This is a genomic window from Xanthomonas vesicatoria ATCC 35937, from assembly GCF_001908725.1.
In the GTDB taxonomy this organism is placed as follows: Bacteria; Pseudomonadota; Gammaproteobacteria; order Xanthomonadales; family Xanthomonadaceae; genus Xanthomonas; species Xanthomonas vesicatoria.
The window spans coordinates 3,445,980-3,471,192 of sequence record NZ_CP018725.1 but is presented as its reverse complement, the minus strand read 5'-3'; the positions used below and the strand labels follow the sequence as shown (position 1 = coordinate 3,471,192).

General features: G+C 64.0%; 23 protein-coding genes, 1 other RNA gene and 1 pseudogene. 15 read left to right on the top strand and 10 right to left on the bottom strand.

Annotation, left to right across the window (positions count from 1 at the left end):
- Positions 1-12: 12 nt before the first annotated feature.
- Together BJD12_RS15015 and rpe are read right to left on the bottom strand one after the other, a co-directional pair.
- The gene (locus BJD12_RS15015; RefSeq protein WP_005990667.1) at positions 13-504 is read right to left on the bottom strand and encodes a GNAT family N-acetyltransferase; all 492 of its coding nucleotides are present in this window, start codon (positions 502-504) and stop codon (positions 13-15) included.
- Positions 501-1,172 (bottom strand): ribulose-phosphate 3-epimerase, encoded by a 672-nt coding sequence (rpe, locus tag BJD12_RS15010; protein ID WP_005990665.1) that lies wholly within the window; start codon positions 1,170-1,172, stop codon positions 501-503. The genes BJD12_RS15015 and rpe overlap by 4 nt, the downstream gene beginning before the upstream one ends.
- A gap of 129 nt (positions 1,173-1,301) precedes the next feature.
- On the opposite strand from rpe, the pseudogene BJD12_RS15005 reads away from it, so the two are divergent.
- Positions 1,302-2,140 (top strand): annotated as a pseudogene (locus BJD12_RS15005) (outer membrane protein).
- A 56-nt stretch (positions 2,141-2,196) separates the two neighbouring features.
- Positions 2,197-2,271: non-coding RNA, sX9 sRNA (locus BJD12_RS15000), on the top strand.
- A 149-nt stretch (positions 2,272-2,420) separates the two neighbouring features.
- On the opposite strand, the gene BJD12_RS14995 is transcribed toward BJD12_RS15000, so the two are convergent.
- A complete protein-coding gene (locus BJD12_RS14995; protein ID WP_005990661.1) occupies positions 2,421-2,750 on the bottom strand; it encodes a J domain-containing protein in 330 nt (109 codons plus the stop codon).
- Between the two features lie 206 nt (positions 2,751-2,956).
- Here BJD12_RS14995 and BJD12_RS14990 point away from each other — a divergent pair, with 206 nt between their 5' ends.
- From BJD12_RS14990 to BJD12_RS14970, 5 genes are all read left to right on the top strand, one after another.
- The gene (locus tag BJD12_RS14990) at positions 2,957-3,883 is read left to right on the top strand and encodes a phosphoribosylaminoimidazolesuccinocarboxamide synthase (RefSeq protein ID WP_005990659.1); all 927 of its coding nucleotides are present in this window, start codon (positions 2,957-2,959) and stop codon (positions 3,881-3,883) included.
- A 221-nt stretch (positions 3,884-4,104) separates the two neighbouring features.
- Entirely contained in the window at positions 4,105-4,776 is a 672-nt protein-coding gene (locus tag BJD12_RS14985; RefSeq protein ID WP_074059408.1) for a hypothetical protein, read from the top strand.
- Positions 4,777-4,827: 51 nt separating this feature from the next.
- Complete coding sequence (locus tag BJD12_RS14980) at positions 4,828-6,690, top strand: C40 family peptidase (RefSeq protein WP_042827827.1); 1,863 nt, start codon at positions 4,828-4,830, stop codon at positions 6,688-6,690.
- Between the two features lie 436 nt (positions 6,691-7,126).
- A complete protein-coding gene (locus tag BJD12_RS14975) occupies positions 7,127-8,722 on the top strand; it encodes a M4 family metallopeptidase (protein ID WP_042827826.1) in 1,596 nt (531 codons plus the stop codon).
- 109 nt (positions 8,723-8,831) lie between these two features.
- Positions 8,832-9,317, top strand: coding sequence for an Mpo1 family 2-hydroxy fatty acid dioxygenase (locus BJD12_RS14970; RefSeq protein WP_005990648.1), 486 nt, complete (start codon positions 8,832-8,834; stop codon positions 9,315-9,317).
- A 132-nt stretch (positions 9,318-9,449) separates the two neighbouring features.
- Here BJD12_RS14970 and BJD12_RS14965 read toward each other — a convergent pair whose 3' ends face one another.
- The gene (locus BJD12_RS14965) at positions 9,450-10,352 is read right to left on the bottom strand and encodes an NAD-dependent epimerase/dehydratase family protein (protein WP_039425384.1); all 903 of its coding nucleotides are present in this window, start codon (positions 10,350-10,352) and stop codon (positions 9,450-9,452) included.
- Positions 10,353-10,521: 169 nt separating this feature from the next.
- Here BJD12_RS14965 and BJD12_RS14960 point away from each other — a divergent pair, with 169 nt between their 5' ends.
- The 6 genes from BJD12_RS14960 to BJD12_RS14935 are packed head-to-tail and all read left to right on the top strand — an operon-like array spanning position 10,522 to position 16,486.
- Positions 10,522-13,350, top strand: a complete 2,829-nt coding sequence (locus BJD12_RS14960; RefSeq protein WP_005990642.1) for a monovalent cation/H+ antiporter subunit A — start codon at positions 10,522-10,524, stop codon at positions 13,348-13,350.
- Complete coding sequence (locus BJD12_RS14955) at positions 13,350-13,724, top strand: Na+/H+ antiporter subunit C (RefSeq protein WP_005990640.1); 375 nt, start codon at positions 13,350-13,352, stop codon at positions 13,722-13,724. The genes BJD12_RS14960 and BJD12_RS14955 overlap by 1 nt, the downstream gene beginning before the upstream one ends.
- On the top strand, positions 13,721-15,280 hold the full coding sequence (locus BJD12_RS14950) for a monovalent cation/H+ antiporter subunit D (RefSeq protein WP_005990638.1): 1,560 nt from the start codon (positions 13,721-13,723) through the stop codon (positions 15,278-15,280). Before BJD12_RS14955 ends, BJD12_RS14950 begins: the two co-directional genes overlap by 4 nt.
- Positions 15,277-15,783 (top strand): Na+/H+ antiporter subunit E, encoded by a 507-nt coding sequence (locus tag BJD12_RS14945; protein WP_005990635.1) that lies wholly within the window; start codon positions 15,277-15,279, stop codon positions 15,781-15,783. Before BJD12_RS14950 ends, BJD12_RS14945 begins: the two co-directional genes overlap by 4 nt.
- A complete protein-coding gene (locus BJD12_RS14940) occupies positions 15,780-16,064 on the top strand; it encodes a K+/H+ antiporter subunit F (RefSeq protein ID WP_005990632.1) in 285 nt (94 codons plus the stop codon). Before BJD12_RS14945 ends, BJD12_RS14940 begins: the two co-directional genes overlap by 4 nt.
- On the top strand, positions 16,061-16,486 hold the full coding sequence (locus BJD12_RS14935; protein ID WP_005990629.1) for a Na+/H+ antiporter subunit G: 426 nt from the start codon (positions 16,061-16,063) through the stop codon (positions 16,484-16,486). The genes BJD12_RS14940 and BJD12_RS14935 overlap by 4 nt, the downstream gene beginning before the upstream one ends.
- 389 nt (positions 16,487-16,875) lie before the next feature.
- Here the strand turns inward: BJD12_RS14935 and BJD12_RS14930 are convergent, their stop codons facing one another.
- Positions 16,876-17,523, bottom strand: a complete 648-nt coding sequence (locus BJD12_RS14930; RefSeq protein ID WP_042827825.1) for a hypothetical protein — start codon at positions 17,521-17,523, stop codon at positions 16,876-16,878.
- Positions 17,524-17,661: 138 nt separating this feature from the next.
- Between BJD12_RS14930 and BJD12_RS14925 the strand changes: the two genes are divergently transcribed.
- Positions 17,662-18,219: a hypothetical protein gene (locus tag BJD12_RS14925; RefSeq protein ID WP_005990625.1), complete on the top strand. Its 558-nt coding sequence runs from the start codon at positions 17,662-17,664 to the stop codon at positions 18,217-18,219.
- Positions 18,220-18,582: 363 nt separating this feature from the next.
- Here the strand turns inward: BJD12_RS14925 and hmgA are convergent, their stop codons facing one another.
- From hmgA to hppD, 3 genes are all read right to left on the bottom strand, one after another.
- Positions 18,583-19,896: a homogentisate 1,2-dioxygenase gene (gene hmgA, locus BJD12_RS14920; RefSeq protein ID WP_005990624.1), complete on the bottom strand. Its 1,314-nt coding sequence runs from the start codon at positions 19,894-19,896 to the stop codon at positions 18,583-18,585.
- 54 nt (positions 19,897-19,950) lie between these two features.
- Positions 19,951-20,343, bottom strand: a complete 393-nt coding sequence (locus BJD12_RS14915) for an endonuclease domain-containing protein (protein WP_074059407.1) — start codon at positions 20,341-20,343, stop codon at positions 19,951-19,953.
- A gap of 301 nt (positions 20,344-20,644) precedes the next feature.
- Complete coding sequence (gene hppD, locus BJD12_RS14910) at positions 20,645-21,760, bottom strand: 4-hydroxyphenylpyruvate dioxygenase (RefSeq protein ID WP_039425377.1); 1,116 nt, start codon at positions 21,758-21,760, stop codon at positions 20,645-20,647.
- Between the two features lie 122 nt (positions 21,761-21,882).
- On the opposite strand from hppD, the gene BJD12_RS14905 reads away from it, so the two are divergent.
- Entirely contained in the window at positions 21,883-22,371 is a 489-nt protein-coding gene (locus tag BJD12_RS14905; RefSeq protein WP_005990619.1) for a MarR family winged helix-turn-helix transcriptional regulator, read from the top strand.
- Between the two features lie 285 nt (positions 22,372-22,656).
- Here the strand turns inward: BJD12_RS14905 and BJD12_RS14900 are convergent, their stop codons facing one another.
- Complete coding sequence (locus tag BJD12_RS14900) at positions 22,657-23,247, bottom strand: thioredoxin family protein (protein WP_005990617.1); 591 nt, start codon at positions 23,245-23,247, stop codon at positions 22,657-22,659.
- Between the two features lie 11 nt (positions 23,248-23,258).
- Positions 23,259-24,779, bottom strand: a complete 1,521-nt coding sequence (locus BJD12_RS14895; protein WP_042827823.1) for a peptide MFS transporter — start codon at positions 24,777-24,779, stop codon at positions 23,259-23,261.
- Positions 24,780-25,213: the final 434 nt, after the last annotated feature.

Sequence of the window (25,213 nt, the reverse complement as noted above, 5' to 3'; positions counted from 1 at the left end):
TGCGAGCTGCGCTTAACCGCCCGCAGCAAATGCGGCCAGGCGCTCGCCATCGAGCCGGTACACCGTCCAACCTTCCATCGGTCGGGCACCGACGGCCTGGTAAAAATCGATTGCCGGCTGATTCCAGTCCAGCACCGACCATTCGAAACGCCCGCAGCCGCGCTGCACCGCCAGCTGCGCCAGGTGACGCAGCAGCGCCAGGCCGGCGCCCTTGCCGCGCGCTTCCGGGCGCACGAACAGATCTTCCAGATACAGGCCGTTGCGGCCGAGCCAGGTCGAGTAATTGAAGAAATACACGGCAAATCCCAGTGCCTGACCGTCGTGCTCGCAGATCAGCGCATGCGCGGTGGCGCCCTCGCCGAACAGGCTGACGCGCAATGCATCGGGCGTGGCTTTCACCGCGTCCGGTTCGCGCTCGTACACCGCCAGCGCGGTGATCAACTCATGCAGCAGCGGCACATCATCGGGCGTGGCGCTGCGGATCTGCACTGCCTGCCCACTCATCGCACCGCATCCACCGCCGCGCGCATCTGCGCGATCACCTGCGCATAGTCGGGCGCGTTGAAGATCGCCGAGCCGGCCACGAAGGTGTCGGCGCCGGCGGCGGCAATGGCGCCGATATTGTCCGCCTTGACCCCGCCATCGATCTCCAGCCGGATCGGCTTGCCCAGCGCATCGATCTTCTTGCGGATGGCGCGCAGTTTATCCAGCGCCGAGGGAATGAACGCCTGCCCGCCGAAGCCGGGATTGACCGACATCACCAGCACCAGATCCAACTCCGGCAGCACCCAGTCGAGAATATCCACCGGGGTGGCCGGATTGAGCACCAGCCCGGCCTGGCAGCCGTGCGATTTAATCAGCTGGATGGTGCGGTGCACGTGGCGGCTGGCTTCGGGGTGGAAGCTGATGGTGGTGGCGCCGGCGTCGGCGAAGTCCGGCACGATGCGGTCCACCGGCTCAACCATCAGGTGCACGTCGATCGGCGCGGTGATGCCGTGCTTGCGCAGCGCCTGGCACACCATCGGGCCGATGGTCAGATTGGGCACGTAATGGTTGTCCATCACGTCGAAGTGCACCCAGTCGGCGCCGGCCTTGAGGACGTTGTTCACCTCTTCGCCAAGACGGGCGAAATCGGCGGACAGGATGGACGGGGCGATCGCCGTCGATTGCATGGGCAGCTCGTAGGAAGACGGAAACCCCATTGTCGCAACCCCTGCCCGACGAGGAAAGGCGTGCATCCGTAGCGGGCTCAGCTGCGTATGCCCTTGACCGGCGCACTGCGCCCGCCTTGAGAAGACTCCATGAAAACCACCCCGCTCGCCTCCGCCGCCATCGTGTTACTGGCCCTCGCCCCCCCGCCTGGGCACAAACCGGCCCGGCCGACTGGTCCGGCTTCTCCATTGGCGCCAACGTGGGCGGCGCCGATCCTGCCGGCGTGTCCGGCGGCCGTTTCGGCTTCGATACCGATCTGGATGGCCGCGACGGCGACCAGGTCAGCACCGCCACCGGCGCCGATGCGTTCTCGCCCGGATTTTGCGGTGGTGCAGCGGCCGGGCGCACGCCGGCCAGCGGCTGCAGCAAGGACAAGGGCGGCGCCGAATACGGCGCACGGCTGGGCTACGACTGGCAGGCCGGTAACTGGGTCTATGGCGTGGTAGCCGAGTACACCCGCAACGATATCCGCGACAGCGTCAGCGCCTTCAGCACCACGCCGGCGCTGTACACCTTCACCCGCCAGCTCAACCGCACCGCGGCGTTGCGTGGCCGGATCGGCTATGCGTTCGGCCAGCAAGGCAATTACTTGGCGTACTTCACCGCAGGCGTGGCGCGCGGTGAGTTCGACCACAGCTTTGCCAGCAGCAACACCGCCAACAGCTTCACCGGCAGCGGCGGCGACAGCGCCGACGGCTACCAGGCCGGCGTCGGCCTGCAGCGTCGTTTGAGCGACCATGTCTCGGTGGGCGTGGAATATCTGTTCACCCGCCTGCAGGACGAAGACACCCGCGTGCGCGTCGGACTGGGCACCGCGCCGGCCACCAACCCGTTCCTGCGGGTCAACCCGGCCGGCACCGACCTGCGGCGCACCGATACCGACTTTTCCACCAATGCGGTGCGGCTGACGGCGACGTATCGCTTCTAAGAGCAGCTAACGAAGGACTGCGCTCACCGCCAGGGCGGGCGCGGCCGGTGCTCGGAATCGGCAGTCGTAGACTCCGGTTCCTCCGCGCCGTCCGCACCGACCTGACGACCGCCCGCAACGTTCTGTTAGCTGCTCTCATGCCGGCTGTTAGCTGCTCTCATGCCGGGCTGACGGCAGCGCCGCCTGGGCTAGGCCCGGGTGGCGTTGTTTCTTTTTGGGGATGCGCGGCGGCCTTGGGTGCTGCGGACTTTTGGATGCACAACGCGCAGGCGCGATCCAATCAGCGCTTGCGCAGCCGCTGGATGCGGTCGTACGCGGCGTTGATCTGGCTGGCTTTTTTCTCTGCCTGACGGCGCGCTTCCGGCTCGGCATTGGCCACCTTGTCCGGGTGATAGCGCGACATCAGTCGGCGGTAAGCCAGATCGATCTCGGCCGTGGTGGCATCCGGCTCCAGTCCCAGGGCTTCGTAGGGATTTTCCGCGCGCCGCTTGAACCAGCCGGCGTCTACCGCGTGACCGATGGCCAGGCCGATCATCAGCCCCACAAATGGCGCGCCGCGGAACAGCAAGGCGCCGGCCAATGCGCCGAGCAGTTTTCCGTACCAGGACATGGGCAATCGGGGCGGCAAGGCGGGCTGGCGATCTTACCCGAACGCCCGCCCCACCTGGCTGACGCGCCCTCCACAGCCGGGGCACGGTGGCTGCCAATAAATCCAGCGGGACGCGCCGAAGCGCCGTACACTACGCGGCCCGCTGCCCACCCGCGGGCCCGCCGGGTCCCGGGGACAGCGTCATAGCGACGTCCTTAGGAGTGCCTGTGTCGACCACGCTGTTGCAATCCGATCTGCCCGGCCTGCCGTTGCGTCATCGTGGCAAGGTCCGCGATGTCTTCGAACTTCCCCGCGATCGCCTGCCCGCCGACGCACCGCCCGGCGACTACCTGTTGATGGTGGCAACCGACCGCCTGTCCGCGTTCGACGTCGTGTTGCCGGATCCGATCCCCGGCAAGGGCGAGATGCTGTGCCAGGTTTCCAATTTCTGGTTCCACAAGACCGAACACCTGATGCCCAATCATCTGGTGGACATCCGCGTCGAGCAGGTGCTGCCCGAGGGCGTGGACCCGGCGCTGTACGCCAAACGTGCAGTGGTCACGCGCAAGCTCAAGCCGGTGCCGGTGGAAGCGATTGCACGCGGTTATCTGATCGGCAGCGGCTGGAAGGATTATCAACGCACCGGCAAGGTCAGCGGCATCGAACTGCCCGATGGCCTGCGCCAGGCCGAGAAACTGCCCGAGCCGATCTTTACCCCATCGACCAAGGCCGCCGTTGGCGACCATGACGAAAACATCGACTTCGACGCGATGGTCAAGACCGTCGGCGCCGAGCTGGCCGAGCGCGTGCGCGATGCCACCTTGCGCATCTACCGCTTCGCTGCCGATTTTGCCGCCGAACGCGGCATTTTACTGGCCGACACCAAGTTCGAATTCGGCACCGACGCCGATGGCCGGCTGTACATCATGGACGAGATGCTGACCCCGGATTCGTCGCGTTATTGGCCGGCCGACCAGTACGAAGTGGGCACCAGCCCGCCCAGCTACGACAAGCAGTTCGTGCGCGATTATCTGGAGACCCTGGACTGGGGCAAGACCGCACCCGGCCCGAGTCTGCCGGACGATGTCATCGACCGCACACGCGCCAAATATGCAGAAGCGCTGCAGCGGCTGGCTAATATTTCGATTGATTGATGGCTTGCCCCCGATTTAAGGAGGTAAGGCGTCACATCACGCTGACGCCGTTATGACTAAAGCGCTGACACACTCGGTGCGCCCGAGTCCAGTGACTGCCAGCTGAGGCCAAACTAGTAAGTTGCGCGTGAAACCTCATGTCAGCCACTGCACATAATCGCATCCAATTATTTCCACTACGTTCGCCGCGATGGCGTGCTCTTTTGCCCAACGAGGTCGCAATGGCTCGGTCAAATCACCTCTTCCGTATTTTGCCTGCCTTCCGCAGTGCGGTATTTCCCAGTTTATTGTTCGCACTGAGCGCCTGTACACCCGGCGAATCTGCAGCCCCTGCTGCTCGCGCCGCAACGCCAGTTGCACCCGCGAAAACTACGACACCTGCAGCGCCGACGGTCAACGACAGACTTGGTGCGTTGATACAGGCAACAGGCATAACCTGCACGGATGCAAAGGCTGCAAACGGATGCACAGCGGGCAACGTCGATAGCGGTGATTTTTACGATGTGGAGCTTTCACCGGATTGTGGCGATGAGGGATTCTTCGCCGGCGTGGCCCAGGCGAAGGGAGTTGATGTATTGAATGTCGTGCCTACCACCGGTAGCAGAGCAACGACTAATGCAAGCTTGGCGCAAGGCCAGCTCGTCTGCATCCAGGCGATCGGCCGCGCAGGACAGAACCCGCTTTATTACTACGTTGCCGCAATTCCTGCGGACACCATTGCAAAGTGCAAGAACAACGCATTGTGCAAGACCTATGGCGACAGGCCCATCAAGCAGATGAAGCCTGCAAGTGGCGAAAGCTGCCACGCAGCAGCACCAGGACAGTACGTTGGCAATTGCGCGCAAGGATGGGTGAGTGCGGATGCACTCGATGTATTTTCGAACGGATTATGAGCCATCTCATCCTCATCAGGTTCGACCAACCAACCAGCAAAGGAACAGCTCATGTCGGATCCAAAAATTACCCGTGTAGTGAGTAGCGTAGGCACGACGCGCACGCTGGAAATGGACGACGGCAGTATCGTCGCGCGCTCCGGCGGCACCGTATCGTGGCGTAATAACAATCCAGGCAACCTCAAGTTTGAATTCGCCGGCAGTGCAGATACGACCGTCCACAATCCACGCACCCGTGAGCAGGCACTCGATGCTGCGCAGAACCGTTATCAGGGTGTGGTTGGCCTGGACCAATGGGGCAACGCGGTTTTCGAAAGCTACGAGGCCGGCCGCGCAGCCAAAAATCAACTCCTGGAGCGCCGCTTCGCGGAAAAGACCGTCGAAGAAATGCTGCCCAGTTATTCAACCGCTGACTACAGTGGCAAGACCCACCATAAGGAACAGGCGGCTGCGATATTCGCCGAAGGCGACCGACATGGCGTGGATTTGCGCGAGAAAACCGTTGGACAGATGAGTGTGCGCGAACGCGAGGTGCTTGCAGATGGCATTCGGCGTTTCGAGGGCTGGCGAGCAGGAGAGGTAGAGACCATCCAGCAACCCTCGCACACGCCAACAACGGTGCCAGTACAGACACAATCACCCAGCGCGCAGCCTGGGAGCACGCCCGTGGCCGGCCAGTCCGCAGCAGCTGCCAGTGGCGCCGCCGTTTATAACGAGGCCTATCAGCACTTCCTTGGCGGAAGTCAGAAATATGAGTATGGGCGTCCAGATCACCCGCGCCCGGGCCGAGACAGCAGCCGGCTGGAGCGCGATGCCGACGGAGATGGACGGCGGGGAGTAGATTGCTCAGCTTTCGTGTGGCGGGGGCTAAAAAATGCTGGGTACGATGTGCCCGGCGAGAATGCTGCCGCCTTCACGACCGCCAAGTTGTTCAGCGGTACCAACATTACGCCCTATGCGCGCGAACATTTCGAAGTCACGTCGGCCGCTGAGGCGCGCAAGCCGAATGGATCGTTGCATCAGGGCGACATTTTGATGTTCTCCTCGTCGCAGGGCCAGCATGTCGGCATATTCAAGGGCTACGACTCAAAGGGGAATATTCAGTTCATCGGCTCCCAGGGCAGTACGGGGCCGGCCGAGGTCACGATCACTCCCGGCGGTTACTGGGATGGCAGCGGTACGCGTATCGTTGGTGCGTTGACGCCAAAGCCCGAATTCCAAGTGCGTGCACCGCTACATGGCGCGACTGAACCCAGCGCTGCGCGCACTCAGACACCTGCAAATGTGTCGCCAATTCATCAGGGATCGAGTGATACCGCCTCTCATCACATGCTCAAGCGCGGGATCCGTGGGGACGAGGTACAGTCGCTGCAGCAGGATCTCAACCGCCTCGGCGTGCGCGATACACAGGGCAATCGGCTTGCCGAGGACGGGCGCTTTGGCGACAACACGCGCGAGGCGGTGATGGCGTTCCAGAAGCAGCATGGCCTGCAGCAGGACGGTGTCGTCGGCCGTGATACGCGGGCGGCGTTGTCTGCGCCCATGGCCAAAGCGGCCGATGACCCAGCCGCGGCGCCCAAGGGCCCGTCGCTCAACGATGCTTCGCATCCGGACCATGCGTTGCACAATGCGATCCGCAGCAAGCTGCCGAGCATGATCTCTAATGAGGCTGCTGCCAACGTCACTTTGCAGGCCAAGCAGAATGGCATCGACAGCGCGGATAAACTTCAGAACGTGACGGTGCAAGACGGCAAGGCATTCGTGATGGGAACCACGCCAGGGTTCCGTGCAGCAGTGGACCTGAACCAGCCTGCCCCGTCATTGGAGCAGACCAGCGCGCAGTTGCTGGCTGGCCAGTCGCCGCAGCAACAGGCGCACGACGAGCAACAAAGGGTCGCCATCGGCGGCCGCTGAGTTCGCGATGCACGAGAAAGCCGGCCGGCCTGTATGGCCGGCTTTTTCGTATCTGCCTTCCCTGCCGCAGCTTTATGCACTCAGGTGGAAGCGAGACATCACATTTGAATAGTGAATCCGCGGCGCCGCGTCATTGACCGTGATTGTCTGCCGCACGACGCGCACGTCGGCGCGCCCTACTAGACCCGCTGAACGCGAAAGAGGCTGCGCGGATGCGGTCGTGCGAGAGCCTTACGCGCAATGAGGCAGGCACGTCTCTGCGATGCGGTCCGCAGCGCAAAGCGGCCCACCGCACAGAACGCAATACCTCTGTAACTTTTACTACTGTCCCGTTCGGGACTGTGCAAGCGTAGCTACCGGCACCATGGGTGCCATCGGCGACCGGCTGTCGGGGGCGACCGGTCTTTGCATTGCACGTTTTCTGGAGAGAGTCGTCATGCAATTCCATGTACTGGGCGCGGCAATTTGCTGCGCGCTATCGTTTTCTACTGTGGCTACCGCGGCTGATTTGTCGACCACTGCAGCGGTATCGCGCGCGCAGTCCCTGTTGGGAAACAACGCCGCAGCGCTGGCCAATCGTGCGCCGGCCGATGCCTTCATCGCGCGCGACAGCATCGTCGATGCCGATGGCACCGAGCATGTGCGTTTTGACCGCACGTATCAGGGATTGCCGGTGATCGGAGGCGACGTGGTGGTGCATTCGCGTCGCGGCGTGATGCGGCAGTTGAGTCAGACCATGGACACCAGCGTACGGCCCAGCCTGGTGCCGGGCATCGATGCCACCACTGCAGTGCGCGTGGCAGGCGCACAGTTCGATGTGCCGCAAGATGCCGCACCGCGCGCCAGCCTTGCGCTCTACGCGCGTCAGGGAACGCCACGCCTTGCATACGAGGTGATCTACAGCGGCATCAAGCCGGACCAGACCCCGACCGAGATGCATTACATCGTCGATGCAGTGGATCAACGCCTCCTGGAGGCCTGGGACGCTGTCCATACCGCGTGCGCAGGCGGCACCAGTGCCGCCGGTACCGGGCGCTCGCTGTATGCGGGCAGCGTGACGCTAGCCACCACGCGCTGCAGTAGTGGCTTCGAGATGACCGATCTCGGTCGCGGCGGTGGCGCCACCTACACCATGCGCAATGCGACCTCGGGTAACGGGACGCTGCTGACCGATACCGACAACGCGTGGGGCAGCGGTGCCAACAGCGATGCGGCAACGGTCGCGGTGGATGCGCACTACGGCGTGGCGCTGACATGGGATTATTTCAAGAACACCCATGCACGCAGTGGCATTGCCAACGATGGCAAGGGTGCACGCAGCCGCGTGCACTACGGCAGCCGATACAACAACGCCTTCTGGTCCGATAGCTGTTTTTGCATGACCTTTGGCGATGGCGACGGCAGCACGTTCACCCCCCTGGTCTCGGTGGACGTGGCCGGGCACGAGATGACCCACGGGGTGACCAGCCGCTCTGCGCGGCTGGTGTATTCGGGCGAGTCCGGCGGATTGAACGAAGCTACCTCCGACATCATGGGCGCGATGGTGGAATTCTCGGCCAACAACAGCGCGCAACCCGGCAATTATCTGATCGGCGAGAAGCTCATCGCTGGCAACAGCGGCGGCACGCTGGCTTTGCGCTACATGTTCAAGCCGAGCCTGGATGGCGATTCGCCGGATTGCTATCGCAGCACGCTGGGTTCGCTCGACGTGCATTACAGCTCCGGTGTTGCCAACCACTTCTACTACCTGTTGGCCGAAGGTGCTGTGGTGCCGAGCGGTTTTGGCGCGGGCACTAGCTACAACGTGACCCCGGCAGGGCTGGTCTGTAACGGCAATACCGCGTTGACGGCGATCGGCCGGGCCGCAGCCAGCCGCATCTGGTATCGCGCGCTCACGGTCTACATGACCTCCTCGACCAACTACGCGGCCGCACGCCGCGCCACGTTGAGCGCAGCCACCGATCTGTATGGCAGCACCTCCACCCAATATCGCGCGGTGGCAGCCGCATGGAGTGCGGTGTCGGTCAACTGATGCGGTCCGGGCCTCCCCACGCCAGTGTTGCGTGGTGGGGCCTGGTCACCGGCGTAGCGCCACTGCGGCCGTTTGCACGCGTATGCTTGGGTCATTCCTGGGAGGGAACATGACCGAACGCACCACGACCGCGCGACCGATCGAGCGCTATTTCGCCAGCTATTCCGACGATCACCGCAACGACACCAATCAGCTGATCCATGTGGTCGCGGTGCCGGCAATCCTGTGGTCAGTAGTGGGGCTGCTGTGGTGCATCCCGGTCGGCGGCACCTGGTTCAGCAGCGGTGTGTGGGCGGCGCTGTCGATGTTTGCGGCATGGTCGTATTACAACCGGCTGTCGCGTCCGCTGGGGCTGGGCATGCTGGGCATCTTCTTTTTCTTCGGCTGCCTGTGCCGGTTGATCGAAGGCCGGATCGGGCTGGCCGGACTGTTCGCCACCGCGCTGTCGGTCTTCGTGCTGGCGTGGATCGCGCAATTTGTGGGCCACAAGATCGAAGGCCGCAAGCCGAGCTTTCTGACCGACCTGACCTATCTGCTGATCGGGCCAATCTGGGTGCTGGCCAAGGTGTATCGGCAATTGGGTTGGCGCTATTAAGTCCGGCGACGGCGACGGCGCACTTGGCGCATCTCACCTGGGCGCAGGCGTGTTCTTACTGAGCCACCTGCCAGCATAACGACTGTGTGCACGTCGACGTTGCTGCGCTTGTCCCACACCGCATGCACTGCCTTACTCGCCAATACCGAGCTCTTCCGGCAGCGGGCGAAACGCGCGCGGGGCATAGCCGAAATCGCGACGTGCCGGCTCCAGGTCGAACACCAGGTCGTCGCGCATGCGTTGCAGCGCCGCGGCATTCATGCCACGTAGGCGGCCCAGGCGCTGCGCTGCAGTGAGCGCAAGCCCGAACAGGCTCGGCGGCACCTGGTACAGCCGCGCCGGCCGTGGCAGCGCTGCCAGCACCCGTTCCACCATCTGCGTATATGCCAGCACTTCGCCGCCGCCCACCGCGTAGCTGCGTTGCTGGGTCGCCGGCTGGCCGATCACCGCCAACGCCGCGCTGGCCAGGTCGTCCACGTGCACCGGCTGACGCAAACCGATGGCATTGGCCGGCAGCACGAAGGCACCGGTGCGCTGCGCCAGGCCAGCAATCTGGGTGAGCGTCTTATCGCGCCCGGCACCGTAAACCAGCGTCGGGCGCAGCACGGTGGCGGTCGCGCCGCGCGCCATGGCCGCGGAAAACAGCGCCAGTTCGGCATGCGCCAACCGTTGCGCCACGTCGCGCTCGGCCGCATCGATCGAATGCTCCTTGACCTCCACGCTGGTAGAGCCGAACGCTACGATGCGCGGCGCAGCCACCGGGTTTTCGGCATACCAGCGGGCGAAGTGATCCAGCGGTCCGCAGCTGAAGATCCCCTCAAAGGCATCGCCTGCAGCGGCCGGCACGGCCAGATCGCCTTGCCGCCAGATCAACCCGGAGCGCGCCGCACGCGGCTGCCGCGACCATGCCGTGACCTGCCAGCCGCGGCTCAACAGCCGGGTCAACAGGCGCTCACCAATCTGCCCGCTGCCGCCGAAAACCAGGGCGCGCGGCGCAGACACAGCGGTGGACGGAGCGGGATGGGCGGCGGTCACGGGGGGCAGCTACGTGGTCATGGATGACAGCAGCATACCCAGTCCCTCATGCCGATGCGCGCGCGGTTTGGCAGGGAATTGCGCACCGACACGACACCGGCGTTGACGCGGACGTCAGTCAACGGTTTGTTAAGCTCTCTGGCCTGCTCGCGAATCTCGTGTTCCCTGCATGCCTGCACCGTTGGAAATCCTGCTCGCGCTGCCGTTCCTGATGGCGGCCGCCGTGGCGCTGTCGTGGCGCACCTCCCGTTCGATCACTGCGTGGTTGGCGGCGGCCGCGCCGTTGGCCGGCCTGGGCATCCTGGCGCTGCTGACACCGGCGGTGCTGCGCGGGGAAATCATCCGCAGCGAACATGCCTGGTTGCCGCAGATCGGACTGCTGTTCTCGCTGCGCATGGACGGACTGGCGTGGATGTTCACGCTGCTGGTGCTGGCGATCGGCGCCCTGGTGGTGATGTACGCGCACTACTACCTGAGCGCACGCGATAGCGCGTCGCGCTTCTTCGCCTATTTGCTGTTGTTCATGGGCGCGATGCTGGGCATGGTGCTCTCGGGCAACCTGCTGCTGTTGATGGTGTTCTGGGAACTCACCAGCCTCAGTTCCTTCCTGCTGATCGGCTTCTGGTCACACCGAAAGGACGCGCGCGAAGGCGCCCGCATGGCCTTGGTGCTCACCGCAGGCGGCGGACTGGCGTTGCTGGGCGGCGTGCTGTTGATCGGCCGCATCGTCGGCAGTTTCCAGCTGGATGCGGTGCTGGCCTCGGGTGATCTCATCCGGGCCAGCGCGCTGTATCCGTATGCGCTGGTGCTGGTGCTGCTGGGCATCTTTACCAAGAGCGCGCAGTTTCCGTTCCACTTCTGGTTGCCGCACGCGATGGCTGCACCGACACCGGTATCGGCGTATCTGCATTCGGCCACAATGGTCAAAGCCGGCGTGTTCCTGCTGGCGCGCCTGCACCCGGCGTTGGCAGGCACAGACCTGTTTCTGTACACGGTCACCAGTATCGGCGCGATCACCGTGCTGCTGGGTGCGTGGCATGCGATCTTTCAGCACGATCTCAAGGGCGTGCTGGCGTATTCGACCATCTCCCACCTGGGCCTGATCACGATGCTGTTCGGCTTGTCGACCCCGATGGCAGTGGTGGCAGGCGTGTTCCATATCCTCAACCATGCGGTGTTCAAGGCATCACTGTTCATGGCCGCCGGCATCATCGACCATGAAACCGGTACCCGCGACATGCGCAAGCTGGGCAACCTGCGCCGGTTGATGCCGTTTACCAGCGCGCTGGCGATCACCGCTTCGCTGGCCATGGCCGGCATCCCGTTACTCAACGGCTTCTTGTCCAAGGAAATGTTCTTTGCCGTGGCGTTGGAAGCCGAGGGCCCGCAGTTGCTGCGCCTGCTCGCCAGCGGCGCGGCGTTGATGGCCGGGCTGCTGGGCGTGGCCTACAGCCTGCGTTTCGTGCATGACACCTTCTTCGGGCAAGGGCCGCGCGGGTTGGACCGCACCCCGCACGAGCCGCCGCGCTGGATGAAGATTCCCGTCGAAGTGCTGGTGCTGACCTGCGTGGCGGTGGGCATCGTGCCGGCATGGACGGTGGCACCGGTGTTGCGTGCCGGTGCCAGCGCCATCCTTGGCGATCGCCTGCCCGACTACAGCCTTGCGCTGTGGCACGGACTGAACTGGCCCCTGGCGATGAGCATCGCCGGGGTGGTGGGTGGAGCGTTGCTGTACATCGCGCTGCGCAAGCTGCTGGATCTGTATGCGGTGGAAAACCGCTCGCCCGGCAAGGCCGCATTCAACTGGAACCTGCGTGCGCTGTTTGCTGCGTCCACGCGCGCCACCGACGCGATCACCAACGGCAACCTGCAGCGCATGCTGATGCTGCTGGTGCTCAGCGCGGTGGTGGTGGCGTGGGTTCCCTTCCTGCAGGGCGGCACGTTACCGGCCTGGCCCGCAACTGCACCGATGCCACTGCTGGGCTGGGCGCTGTGGCTGCTGATGCTGGCCTGCGCACTGGGTAGCCTGTTCCTGTATCGCCAGCGGCTGTTGGCCGTGCTGGTGCTCGGTGGCACCGGGTTGGCGGTAAGCCTGACCTTCGTTTTCCTGTCTGCACCGGACCTGGCATTGACCCAGTTGCTGGTGGAGATGGTGACGCTGGTGCTGATGCTGCTGGCGATGAATTACCTGCCGGAAACCTCACGCCCGGAGCGCGCGCCGCTGCGCAAGTTCCGCGATGCCTGCATCGCCACCGTGGCCGGCGGTGGCCTGGCCGCACTGGCCTACACCCTGATGACACAGCCTAGCCCGACCATTGCCGGCGAGATGCTGCAGCGCGCCTTGCCGGAGGCGTACGGGCGCAACGTGGTCAACGTGATCCTGGTGGACTTCCGCGGCTTCGATACGTTTGGGGAAATCACCGTCTTCGCCATCGCCGGACTGGTGGTGCACGCCCTGTTGCGGCGCTCGCGCATGGCGCCGGAGCGCACCATGCCCGGCCCGGCCATCAAGCTGCCGGTGCCGGCGGATCTGGCGCAGATCATGTTCCCGCTGACGCTCACGGTGTCCTTGTTCCTGTTCCTGCGCGGCCACAACGCGCCCGGCGGCGGTTTCATTGCCGGTCTGGTGCTGGTGGTCCCCCTGCTGATGCAGTACGTGATCCAGGGCGCGGCGTCGGTGGAGTCGCGCTTCGGCTTCGACTACATCCGCTTGATCGGCATCGGCCTGTTGTGTGCCCTGGTGAGCGGCGCCGGCTCACTACTGTTCGGTAGGCCGTTCCTGACCAGCGGGCATGCGGAAATTCCGCTGGGCTGGCTGGGCGAGCTGGAGCTGGCCAGTGCGCTGGGCTTCGACACCGGCGTGTATCTGGTGGTGTTCGGCGCGGCGATGTTGATGCTCTCGATGATGGGCACGATCAAACCCTCGCGCACGCGCGACTCCCATCGCGGCGAGATCGACCCTAGCCAACGTTCGACACGCACCGCGGAGCAGCATTGATGGAACTGGCACTGGCAAGCGCGATCGGCGTACTCACCGCCCTGGCGATCTACTTGCTGCTGCGTGCGCGCAGTTTCGATGTGATCCTGGGTCTCACCTTCCTGTCGTACGCGACCAACCTGCTGATCTTCGCCGGCGGGCGCCTGCGCAGCGGGCAACCACCCGTGCTGCGCGACGGCATCGCCGCAGACCTGAGCCAGCACACCGACCCGCTGCCACAGGCGTTGGTGTTGACCGCGATCGTGATCGCGTTTGCGATGACCGCGGTAAGCCTGGTACTGGCAATCCGCAGCCGTAGCGACAACGGCAGCGACCATGTGGATGCGCACGAAGACGCGGATACCGGCGAAGACACCCGCGAGGCGCGCCGATGACCCATCTGCTGATCCTGCCGATCCTGATTCCGATGCTCGGCGCATCGGCATCGTTGTTTGTGGAACATCGCCGTTATGGCCCACGCGTGCAGCGCACCGTGGCCTGGGCCAGCATGGCCCTGCTCGCAGTGGCGGTGATCGCGCTGTTCGCGCGTGCCGCGCACGGCCAGGTGCTGGTGTATCTGCTCGGCGACTGGCCGTCGCGGCTGGGCATCGTGCTGATGGGCGACCGGCTGGCCGCATGGATGCTGGTGACCACGCTGGTGCTGGGCGCGGCCTGCCTGCTGCATGCCTGCGCCGGCTGGGATCGGCGCGCGCCGCATTTCCATGCGTTGTTCCAGTTCCAGCTGATGGGGTTGAACGGCGCATTCCTGACCGGCGACATCTTCAACCTGTTCGTATTCTTCGAGGTGATGCTGATCGCGTCCTACGGGCTGCTGCTCAGTGGTGGGCGCGGTTTGCAGATGCGTATCGGTCTGCACTACGTGGTGTTCAACGTCTGCGCATCGACGCTATTCTTGATTGCGCTGGGGCTGTTGTTCGGGTTGTTCGGCACACTCAACATGGCCGAGATCTCGCAGCGCATTGCCGTATTGCCCGCGCAGGACGTACCGCTGGCAAAGGCCACCCTGGGTCTGTTGCTGCTGGTGTTCTGCAGCAAGGCCGCGCTGCTACCGCTCTACCTGTGGCTGCCGGAGACCTATTCGCGCGCGCCGGCATCGGTGGCGGCCTTGTTCGCCATCATGACCAAGGTCGGCCTGTACGCGGTGTTGCGGGTGTCTTCGCTGTGGTTCGGTGCTGGCGCAGGCATGCTGCACGGCTTCGGCCGGCATGCATTGTTGTGGTTGGGCATCGGCACGCTGGTGATGGCGGCCTTCGGCGTAATGGCGGCCTCGCGGCTGCGGGTGATGGTCTCGTACCTGGTGGTGTTCTCGGCAGCGACGTTGTTCATCGCGTTTTCGCTCGACGATGCGCGCGCACTGGGCGCTGGCCTGTATTACCTGCCGCATAGCTGCTTCGTGGCGGCAGCGTTGTTCATGGTGTCGGATTTGATCCGTCGCCGCCGTGGTCGCGCCAGCGATCGCAAGGAAGTGGTCGCCCCGCTGCCCGGGCGCGCAATTCCCGGCACGATGTTCATGATCGCGGCCGTCGCCGTGGCCGGCCTGCCGCCGCTATCCGGGTTTCTGGCCAAGGCCGCGCTGCTGCAGCATGTGCCGGACGCTCTGGTGGCGCCAGTATGGAGCGCGGTGCTGGGCAGCAGCCTGCTGGTGGTGATCGGCCTGACGCGTGCAGGCGTGCGCCTGTTCTGGCGGGTGCCCGATGCGGTGGAAGACGCAGTCGAGGACGCCGCACCGGCACGCCTGCCGCAGCGGCGCGCGCGTATGCGTCCGGTAGAAACCGCCGCCACCGTCATCCTGCTGGGCGGCCTGGCGGGGATGACCCTCGGCGCCGGCCCGTTGATGCGCTACACCGATGCAGCCGGCGCGCAGCTGCGCGATCCTGGCGCATATCTGGACCAGGTCCGCGGGACCACGCCGCAACGGAGGCTGCCATGAGTGCGCAGGTGTCCTGGCAACGCCGGCTGTTTCCCTCACGTCCGTTGAGCGTGATGGTGTTTCTGTTCTGGCTGCTGCTCAGCGACAGCTTCGGGCCGCAGCAATGGGTGCTGGGCGCGCTGCTGGGCGTGGTGGTGCCGATCTTCGCCGCGCGTCTGGACCGCGAATTCGCCCGCATCGGCTCGCTACGCTCGGTACCGCGCATGTTGCTGGTGGCGGCCGGCGATATCGTGCGCTCCAACATCAAGGTGGCCATCCAGGTGCTTGGCCCGGAATCGCGCATCCATCCAGGCTTCATCTGGGTGCCCCTGGACATCGCCAACATCCACGGGATCGCCGCGCTCACCAGCATGATCACGCTGACCCCAGGCACCGTGTCGGCAGCCCTGTCGGACGACCGCAAGTACCTGCTCGTGCATGTGCTGCATCTGGACGACCCGGATGCGCTGATCGCCGAGATCAAGTCACGCTATGAGAAGCCACTGATGGAGATCTTTCCATGACCGGCCACACCTTCATCGAGACGACCATCGTGGTGTGCATGCATGCGGTGGCGCTGGCCATGCTGCTGTCACTGTGGCGATTGCTGCGCGGGCCCACCGTGCCGGATCGCATCCTGGCGCTGGACACGCTCTCCATCACCGCCATCGCCGAGCTGATGCTGCTAGGCATGTATCTGGATTCGCCGATCTACTTCGAGGCTGCCCTGGTCATCGCCATGCTGGGCTTTGGTAGCACCGTGGTGCTCAGCAAGTACGTGCTGCGCCGGGATATCGTCGAATGATCGCGCTCACCGAATACCTGCTCAGCGCGTTGTTGCTGGTCGGCACCTTTTTCATCCTGATCGGTGCGTTGGGGCTGGTGAAACTGTCGGACTTCTTCAAGCGGCTGCATGCGCCGACCAAGGCCAGCACGCTGGGAGTGGGCTGCGTATTGCTGGGCTCGGTGGGGTATCACCTGTTCCTGGGGGTGGATCCGCAGCCGCGCGAGCTACTGATCACGGTGTTCTTGTTCATCACCGCGCCGATCAGCGCCCACATGATGGCCAAGGCCGCGCTGTCGCTGATGATGGAAGACCGCCCGGAAGTCCCCAACCACGGCAACATGGAAAAGGAAGGCCTGCCCTCGCCATCCACCGAAGGCGATGTTGGCGAGAATGCAGAGACTGCCAAGCAGCATGAGCGACCTGCATCGCAGCCGCGCTGATTCCAAGCGGCGCCGATTCACGTGCGTCACCCGATCTGGTGACCCTACAGCGCAGCGCTGTAGTACCGATGCTTGCGCCGCGATGGATACAGCGTTACGTCGGGATCCGATGCGGCGCCTCTGCGGTCGCAAAAATCGTCCGCACGTCTGCGCCGATAGCACGCCTTTAGATTTCAACCACGTGTGGTTACATCGCTCATCCACCGCACCTGGCGGCGGCTTACCCCGCAAGTCACCGCCAAGCGACGGGCTGCACTGCTGCACTGCTGCACTGCTGCAGCGACGCTGATGCCAACAGCGCAATCGACGCCAGCGTAATCCCACCGCGGAGCGCTGCAGCGGCTGCGTCTCCGGCGGCATGCTTGCACCATTTCAACGTGACGCTTAGCTCAACCGCAGCCTTCCACATAATCGACCTGCGGCGGCTGCCCTACCCGCCAGCTGCTGACCGTGCCGCCGGCATCGGTCTCGAAGACCAGCGCAGACTGCGCCGCGGCATCGGCATGGCGCAGTGTCTGCGCACCGGGCAGGTATTTGTGCGGTTGTGCATCCAACCCACCCGGATACAGCGCGCGCAGCTGCGCCAGCGTCATGCCGACCTTGCCGCCGCCGGGCGCGATTTCCTTCGGCTCGTTGGTCTGATAACGCACCAGGTGATCGCCTTCGAACATGAAACCGAATCGACGCGCGTCACCGGCCCACTGCGGCCGCAACACGTAACAGCCGCCGTCGCTGGCGGCGTCGCCACGCAAATCGCCACTCCACGCCTTGCGTGCCTGTGCGGCGCCCATGCCCAACCGCACGTCGCCGTAGCCATCCATCCGCGCTAGCGTGGTGGGCTCCTGACGCAGATGCGGCGGAAATGTGCCGGCCGGGGCGGTCGCCGGCGGCACTGCGTCTGCGGGCTGATCGTTGGCAGACGCCACCGGGGCATGCGCGGCATCGGCCGGCGCTTGCGCCGCCGGCGCGTCGTCGCCGCGGTGGCAGCCGGCCAGCACCAGCACCACACCTGTCCAACCAAGCAGTCTGCGTGTCATCGATGCACTCCGTTATGCCGTGGCCCAGCCTACACAGCCGGCATCGCGGCGATGTGCAGGCGCCCAGCTGCCGTCGCACTGGTGTCATCGGCGCTTCATTGGCAGCGGTCACGCTGTCGGCTTCGCAGGACTGCCGCCATGACCCCACGCAAGACCGAGCTCGCCCTGACCGCGCTGCAATCGCACCGCAGTCCACTGACGTTATTGCAGCGCCGTGCGTTGATCCTGGCCGATGGGCAGCGCGATCTGGCAGCGCTGGCGCTACTGCTGGGGGAGAACGGAGCCGCCTTGGTGCAGACGCTGTGCACGATGGGATATCTGACCGATGTTGAAGAGGCAGCGGCCGGCGCGTCGCGCCCGGCCGCGTCCATGGGCGTGGTGGCGCCGATTGCTGCGGCACCTTCGACCGTCCAGGCACCGCAAGTCGCTGAGTCCACCGAGGAAGATCTGCAACGCATGCGCCGGCGCGCTGTCACCAATGCGCGCCTGTACCTGCTCGACATCCTGCAGTTGCAGCGCAACCCGGTGGCGGTGGTGTTGCACCGGCAGTTGCAGGCCGCGCGTGCAGAAGAAGAGATCGGCATCGCCATCACTGCGGCGCTGCGTGAGCTACCGCAGTTCACCTCGGCGTCGTATGCGCAGCGGGTGCGCAGCCGGATCGAAGAGCTGCTTCCGGATGCATTGCAGGCTGCGTAATGCCGGCGGGTGTGCGTCGACAACAGGTCCGTCGCTGCGATGATGTGTCGCCGCACGCTGGGAGCACGCCACTCCCCCATTGCGTTGATTGCACGCTAGCAGTAGTCAGTGCCGGTGAAGCGACGGAACGGCATTGCCCGCTTGCAACATGCCGACCTCACGCATCGATTGCGCGCCATTGCCCGGTAGCACACACCGGTTTGATCAGCTTGCTTGTGGCGGCTATTAGCCCTTAGCGAGCAGCGGTCGAGTGTGTGGGCTGCACCCTAAGAACCCGGCTGTGCGGGCGATGCGTGGTGCATGCCGCATTGAGCAACAGCTGCACTCGTCTGATGGCGAGCACAGCGGTTTTGCGACCCGCGCTCAATCCGCCGGGCCAGACGTCGGCGCCTTGAATCCTGCGCGTAGGCCGGACCAGCACTGCTGGTAATCGCCTTGTCGATGGGTTGCCTGTAACGCCTGCTGGGTGGGCCGCAACACCGCACGGGTCTCGAACATGAAGGCCATGGTGTCGGCGATGACATCCGGGCGCGACAGATCCGCCTGCGAGGCCTTGTCGAAGGTCGCCGCATCCGGGCCGTGCCCACTCATGCAGTTATGCAGTGACGCACCGCCCGGCGCGAAGCCTTCGGCCTTGGCGTCGTATACGCCATGCACCAACCCCATGAACTCGCTGGCCACATTGCGGTGAAACCACGGCGGGCGAAATGTGTGCTGCGCCACCAGCCAGCGGGGCGGGAAGATCGCAAAATCCATATTGGCCGTGCCGTGCGTATCGCTGGGCGAGGTCAGCACCGTGAAGATGCTCGGATCGGGGTGATCGAAACTGATCGAGCCAATGGTGTTGAAGTGGCGCAGGTCGTAGCGATACGGCGCGTAATTGCCGTGCCAGGCCACCACATCCAAGGGCGAATGACCGATGTCCGCACGCCAGAGATGCCCCTGAAATTTGGCGACCAGTTCGAACGCGCCTTCGCGCTGCTCGAAGGCGGCGCATGGGGTCTGGAAGTCGCGCGGATTGGCCAGGCCATTCGCACCGATCGGGCCCAGGTCCGGCAGGCGCAGCAACCCGCCGAAGTTTTCGCAGACATAGCCGCGCGCGGTGCCGTCGAGCAACTCGACGCGAAAGCGCACGCCACGCGGAATCACCCCGATCTGCTGCGGCTCCAGCTCCAGCACGCCGAGCTCGGTATGCACCCGCAGCCGGCCCAGCTGCGGCACCAGCAACAACTCACCATCGGCATCGTAGAAAAAGCGATCGTGCATGGAGGCGTTGGCCGCATACAGATGCACCGCCACCCCGGTCATTGCCTCGGGCCCGCCATTGCCGGCCATGGTGTACAGGCCATCGACAAAATCGGTGGAGGTGGATGGAAGCGGCAACGGACTCCAGCGCAGTTGATCCGGCGGCACCGGTCCGCTGCCAAAATCGTTGTGGAACTGCTTCTGCTCGATCAAGCAGAAGCTGCCATGCACGGCCGCCGGGCGAATGCGGTACAGCCAACTGCGCCGATTTTCGCCGCGCGGTGCGGTAAACGCGGTACCCGACAACTGCTCGGCATACAGCCCGTGCGCGACGCGCTGCGGCGAGTTCTGCCCGACCGGCAGGCTGCCTGGCACCGCTTCGGTTGCGAACTCGTTGCCGAAACCGGTCATGTAGGAAAATTGGTCTTGCATGGACGTGGGCTCTTAAAGTTTGGTCCCGCCTTAGCGAGCGCAGGACGGCCGGTGCTAAGCCCCTCTCCCCTCGGGAGAGGGGTTGGGGTGAGGGTACGGCGGTGCGGCTATCGTGAAGATCGCCTCAACCACAGCATCCAGCGAAAGCAACACATCGTTATTCCAGAAGCGCAGCACGATCCAGCCTTTCGATTGAAGCCAACGCGTTCTTGCCTGATCGATGGATGCCTGATGCTGCGATCCGTCCAGTTCAACAATCAACTTAGCTTCAATGCAACAAAAATCTGCGATGTACGGCGGAATCGGATGCTGACGTCTGAACTTGACTCCTTCTAGCTGATTGCTTCGCAGACAGCGCCAGAGTGCGCGCTCTGAGTGGGTCATCTCGCGACGCAATGCGCGTGCGTGGGCTAGTGCAACCGTGGGCAATGGCGGTTTGATCTTCATCGCTCCACCGTACCCTCACCCCAACCCCTCTCCCGTGGGGAGAGGGGCTTTAAGCATGTGCGTTTTTATTGCTTGGTAATGTCAGGCAACTGCGTTACTAAGTGCGTCGGCGATTGACTACGAGCTGCGACCTGATCTACATCGATACGTGATCCATCTGCTTTTGCGTCGTTGCCTGATCTATCCCGAGCGACATCTAGCATTCTGGCTGCGACGTTCGGCATCACACGCAATACCACGCCACTACGTGTCAACCGGCGCCTGAAACCAATCCCGACTCACCAATCACCACTCCCAGCCCTCAAAGCACCCCGCGCTTGATCTGATCGCGCTCGATGCTTTCGAACAGTGCCTGGAAATTGCCTTCGCCAAATCCCTCATTGCCCTTGCGCTGGATGATCTCGAAGAAGATCGGGCCGATGCAATTGGTGGTGAAGATCTGCAGCAACTTGCGCTGCTTGGTGTCCACATCGGCATCGATCAGGATCTTGTTGCGGCGCAGGCGTTCGACATCTTCGCCGTGGTCGGGAATGCGCAGGTCCACCACGTCGAAATAGGTGTCCGGCGTATCCAGGAAGCTGACGCCAGCGGCGCGCATCTTCCCCACGCTGGTGTAGATGTCGTCGGTGAAGCAGGCGATGTGCTGGATGCCTTCGCCCTGGTAGGCGTCCAGATATTCGTTGATCTGGCTCTTGGGGTCGGACGATTCGTTGAGCGGAATGCGCACGATGCCGTCCGGGGCGGTCATTGCCTTGGACACCAGGCCGGTCTTGGCGCCCTTGATGTCGAAGTAGCGGATCTCGCGGAAGTTGAACAAGCGCTCGTAGTAGTCCGACCAACGCTGCATGTTGCCGAAGTACAGGTTGTGCGTGAGGTGGTCGATAAAGGTCAGGCCGAAGCCGGCCGGGTGTTGATCGGCGCCTTCGATCGGCTCGAAGTCGGCATCGTAGATGCTGCCGGCATCGCCGTAGCGATCCACCAGATACAGCATGCAATCGCCGATGCCCTTGACCACCGGTGCCGGCACCGCGCGCGTCTCGGGTTTGTTTTGCACCGCTTCGCCGCCATTGCCCAGCACCGTCTGCAGCACGGTGTCGGCCGCGGTGCGGAAGCGGATGGCAAAGCCGCAGGCGCAGGGGCCGTGCGCGGCGGCAAAGTCGGCAGCGAACGAATCGGGATCTTCGTTGAGCAGGAAATTGACCCCGCCCTGGCGATAGACGGTAATGGCGCGGCTACGGTGACGCAGCACCGCGCTGAAGCCCATGTTGCGGAAATAGTCGTGCAGTTGCGCAGCCTGTCCGGCAGGGGCGGCGAATTCGACGAATTCGAACCCGTCGATTCCCAGCGGATTTTCGAAGGTGGTGACCTGCATCCCCAAATTAGGGCGGGCTACAGTGCTGTTCGGTTGTGCGCTCATCGTCGTTTCTCCACGCTAGGCGGCCCGCGGGGCTATGCGGGGTGGCAGAAGACCCGCGAGAATGCGCAGGCCACCCCTCGTTTGTAGTTGCAAATGAAACCAAAATCAAGACACAGTGCAACATGAGCGATCACGACACCTCCAACGCGCCGCAACATCCCGTACTGCTCAACCTCGAGCAGTTCCTGCCGTATCGCCTCAGCGTGCTGTCCAACCGCATCAGCGCCAACATCGCCAAGGTGTACGGCGACCGCTACGGCATGGCCATTCCCGAGTGGCGGGTGATCACCATCCTGGCGCTGTATCCGGGTTCCTCGGCCAGCGAGGTCTCCGACCGTACGGCGATGGACAAGGTTGCAGTGAGTCGCGCGGTGGCGCGGTTGCTGGAACGTGGCTTCATCCGCCGCGAGACCCACGGCGACGATCGCCGCCGCTCGATGCTGGCGCTGTCGCCAGCCGGGCGCCAGGTGTACGAAACCGTCGCACCGCTGGTCAACGAAATGGAACAACGGCTGATGTCGGTGTTCAGTGACGAAGAACAGCAGTTGCTGGAACGGCTGATCGACCGGTTGGCCAAGGATGGGCTACCGCGCATGGCGGGCAAGGACTGAGCTTCGCTTTGCAGGACGGCAGATGGCGTTCGGGCAGCGCTGCGTTGATCGAGTTGGACGTGGGGTTGTCGCACTGCTAGTCACGTGGCTGACGCCAACGCAGAGAGCGTCGGTTGTAGCTGCTGGCCGCGTGTCGTTGCAGGCAGTGAGCCCACCGGCTCGCATCACCCTGCACCGCATGCAAGTGCCCCCGTGCATCTGCGTGGTCATCAGACATCGCACCTGACAGATCCCATAAAAAACCCCGCAGCAGTGCGGGGTTTTTTATGACGCGCTCGCAGCAGATCAGGCTTCCGGCGGCGCCCACTGCTTGAGGAAATCGAACAGCTTCTTGCGATCGAAGCCCTCGCCCTTGCGCAGCTCCGGGCCGGCCTGCGTGGTCAGCAGCTTGCCATCGTTGTCCAGCACCAGCAGCGACGGGTAGTCGTTGAGCTGGGCGAATTGCGACAGGAACGCGGCGTTTTCGTTGGCCGCATCGCGATTGACCTTGACCACCACGAAGTGCGCATCGCGGAAGCTGCGTAGTTCGGCGTCGCCACCCATCAGCTCGTCCAGCGCCTTGCACGGCTCGCAGGCGGCATTGCCCACGTTGAGCACGATGCGCTTGCCACCGCGTTTGGCCTCGACCTTGGCCGTTTCCAGATCGGCGGCCGGATCGCGCGAGGGGTCGTATTGCGCGTTGAGCGCTGCGGCCGCCGCGATATCGGCAGCGGTGGGCGTGTTGCCCGAGGACACCGGCTGGCTGGGGTCGGCGCTGGGTGGCTTCTGCATCGACGTATCCAGCGGCCGTGGCGCTTCCTGTTGCTCGGCGTGTTGCCCGCAGGCGCTCAACAGGCCGGCCAGCAGTAGGCCACAGACAATGGGTTTGATCGGCATTGTTTTTCTCCTCACTTCACACCATGCATCAGTTTGTTGATCAGCGGCGCGATCAGGAACAGCAGCGCGCCGGCGCCCACCAGCGCCCAAAACCCGAAGGTATACCCGCCCAGCGCAGAGGACACGCTCATGCCTTCGCTTCCGCTGACATGGCCGGCAAAGATACCCGACAGGTTGTTACCGATGCCGGTGGACAAAAACCAGCCGCCCATGCCGAACCCGACTAGGCGCACCGGCGCCAGTTTGGTCACCATCGACAAGCCGATCGGCGACAGGCACAGCTCGCCTACCGACTGGATGACGTAGACCATGAACAAGGTCCAGAAGGGGATCTTGCCGGCATCGTTGACCAGGCTGGACAGCGCAAACATCAGCAGCAGGAAGGCCAGGCCGTTGAACAGCAGGCCCAGGCCGAACTTGCGCGGAATCGACGGATTGAAGCGACCGGACTTGACCCAGATCCAGGCGATGACCGGCGCCAGCGCAATGATGGCGATCGAGTTGACCGACTGGAACCACGCGGTCGGGAAGGTCCACTCGCCGAAGTTGCGGTTGACGATGTTGTCGGCCAGGAAGGTGAACGAGCTGCCGGCCTGTTCGAAGAACATCCAGAACAGCACGTTGAACGCGAAGATGATCAGCATCGCGATCACCTTGTCGCGCTGCACCTTGCCCTCGCGGATGCCTTCGACCAGCAGCATCACCGACAGGCCGATGAACAGCACCGTCAGCACGATTTGCAGCACGTCGGCCCCAACGGCCAGCAGGAAGTACACCACCGGAATCGCCAGCACGCAGCCGGCCAGCACCATCAACACGCGGCCGATGCCCTGCGCGTTCGATGCGGGCGCGCCGATGCCCTTGAGCTGGGCACGGCCGATCCAGAACCACACCAGGCTGATCAGCATGCCAGCGCCGGAGGCCATGAACACCATCTTGTAGGCCGGCATGGCCTGGGTGCCGAACACCTTTTCGGCCAGTAGTTGGGTCAATACCGGCGAGATCATTGCGCCCAGGTTGATGCCCATATAGAAGATGGTGAAGCCGCTGTCGCGGCGCGGATCGGCCACCGAGTACAGCTTGCCGACCATGGTGGAGATGTTCGGCTTGAACAGCCCGTTGCCCACCACCACCGTGGCCAGGCCGATCTCGAACATGGTGTGGTCGGGGATGGCGATCAGGAACAGGCCGGTGGCCATCACTGCCGCGCCCACCAGGATCGAGCGCTGGTAACCGAGCACCCGGTCGGCCACGTAACCGCCGAAGATCGCCGCCGCATACACCAGCGCCAGATATGCGCCATAGGTGCGCCCCGCCGGCGCCTGGCCGGTGGCGTCGCCGCCGAAGAACTGCGCCACGATGTACAGCACCAGCGCCCAGCGAATGCCGTAGAACGCGAAGCGTTCCCAGAACTCGGTCATGAACAGCATCCACAGCGGCCGGGGATGGCCCAGCAGCGTGGGGAACTCGGGAGGCGCAGGCGGCTGCGGCGGAGTGGAAGCGGATGTCGGCGCAGTTGCGTCAACGCTCATGTGGTGTCCCTTGCGTATTCAGTAATGGCTGGGTGCACCAGGGCGGAACCCTGGGCGACGCGCGAGGATCACTTAGACGTCATGTACGCGTCAAATTCGCAGGAGTCGGCAGCCTGATGGGGATGGGTGGAGTGGCGGGCGTTGTTGGGTTTGCTGTGCATCCTCCACCAGCGTGCGCGAAACCATTTCCACATCTGTGATGTTCTTTTGACGGCCCTTGGGTGATCAGTGGGTTGGTCGGCAGGCGGCCAAGCGCTGCCGGTCAGCCGTACCCAATGCCCACATCTCCCACCGCCCCATGCCCGCGTCCCCTTCTCCCGCCGGGAGAAGGTGCCCGTAGGGCGGATGAGGGTGCGATGCCGCTGGGTGGTGCCGATCGCCGAAATAAGAGCATCAGCAAGCGGCTGATCCCGGGGAGGAGGCCCGTACCCTCA